Source organism: Candidatus Micrarchaeota archaeon (genome assembly GCA_028866575.1).
GTDB lineage: Archaea > Micrarchaeota > Micrarchaeia > Micrarchaeales > Micrarchaeaceae > UBA12276.
Genome location: JAGWHU010000035.1, coordinates 1 through 1,694, shown reverse-complemented (window position 1 = coordinate 1,694; position 1,694 = coordinate 1). Strand labels below are relative to the sequence as shown.

The 1,694-nt window shown below is 71.8% G+C and carries 1 protein-coding gene; it reads right to left on the bottom strand.

From position 1 onward, the window contains the following. Positions 1-1,694, bottom strand: a 1,694-nt coding sequence (locus KGI06_06270; GenBank protein MDE1871814.1) for a hypothetical protein, incomplete at both ends; no start/stop codon positions are given.

Below are 1,694 nucleotides of genomic sequence, written 5' to 3'. Positions count from 1 at the left end.
CCGCTCTTGAGCTTGTCCCAGATGGGCGCGAGGTAGCGCGGGTCGTAGAGCGTCTGTCCCGGCCGCAGGACGGGGTTGGTGCCCTGAAGTTTGAGCTGGTTGGCGATGTAGGTGTTCACCGCGTTGTTCATGTCCTGCGGCGTCGCGGTGGCGGACGACGTGGCGGTGCCGCTGATGTTCCCGTGGACGTCGGACGCCCCGCCGCCGCGATACAACCGCTGGAACCACTCCTTGTCCTCCGGGGTGAGGTACTTGCCCCCGGTGGTGACCTGCCGGCCGTTTTGCCAGCCGGTGCCATAGCCGCTTGGGTCGGCCCGGAAACGGTCGTTCAGGGCGACGTGTCTCATGCGCGCGGCCGCCTGCGCGTTCGTCTCCGGCTGCCCGTACGCACCCCAGCGAGACCCATACGCGCTCGGGTTGAAGGACGCGTTCGGGTCGAGCTTCTCCACCGCTTGCGCCTGGCGGTCAACCTCGGCAGCGTCGCTGAGGAGCGGGTTCGTCCCGGCGTTGATTGCGGCGGCGTTGTCCTGAAGCCACTGGCGGTCGGGCGACGCGGCGATCTGCCGAAGCTGGGAGGCGAGGTCGCCCTGCGGCTGGGCGGGCATCGTCCCGGCGTTGATTGCGGCGGCGTTGTCCTGAAGGTACTGGCGGTTCGGCGACGCGGCGATCTGCCGAAGCTGGGAGGCGAGGTCGCCGCCGCCCGCGAAGGCCATGTACCCCCCGCCCGCGTGCGCCGCGACGGGGCCGAAGCTGAGCTGCGGTGGCGCCATCTGCCCGACGGGCTGCTGCGTGCCCGTTGGGCCCGGAGGCGCCATGCTGCCCGGTCCGCTGTAGCGTCCTGCGGCCTCGTCGAGCATCGTCCGGCTGAATCCGTGCTGGGCCAGCCAGGCGTAGTCGAAGATGTTTCCCTGACCCGAGCGGATGCGCCCGATGTGCTGGGCGTACTCAAGGGCCGTGGCGGGCGGCGCGTTCGGGTTGAGCGTCGTCGTGGCGGGGTTCATCGGGTCCCACGCGGGCTGTGGCGCGCCGCCGATGGGCACGGTGGGCCACCCCGGGGGTACCGTCGGCTGGCCGATGGCGCCACCATTGCCGGGCGCACCGGGAGCCCACTGGCCCTTGGGCAACTGGCGCGGTGGCCACTCCGGGGGTACCGTCGGCTGGCCGATGGCGCCACCGTTGCCGGGCGCACCGGGAACCCACTGCTTCGGCGGCATCCGGGTCTCGGCCTCGCCGACGATCTGCTGCTGCGCCTGCGGTGTCGTCTGGCGCGAGACGCCGGGCAGCGGGCTGAAGCGGAAGCCCGTGCCGGTGTTCGTCTCGCGTTCCGGGCCGTTCTCGGCGGCGGTGCCGTAGATGCGTCCCGTCTGCGCGCCCATGATCACGGCGGGCTCGGGGAGCACCTGCGAGTTCTGCTTGCGGATGTCGAGGAGGGTCTGGCCGGAGCCCGCGAAGCCGCCCGTGGCGTGGCCCATGAAGCTCAGCATGGGTGCGGGGGCGCCGGGGCCTTGCGGCATCCCGCCTGCCCCCGGCATCCCCATCTGGCCCCCCTGCGGCCCGGGCGGCATCATCGCCTGCTGGAACTTCTGTTCGGCGAGGGCGCGCTTTTCGCCGGCTTCGACGTGACGGGCGATCGCCTTCAGGTGGTCGCCCTTGGCGGCGAGGGCCTTCGTGTTGAGCTTGCCGCCGCGGGCGAA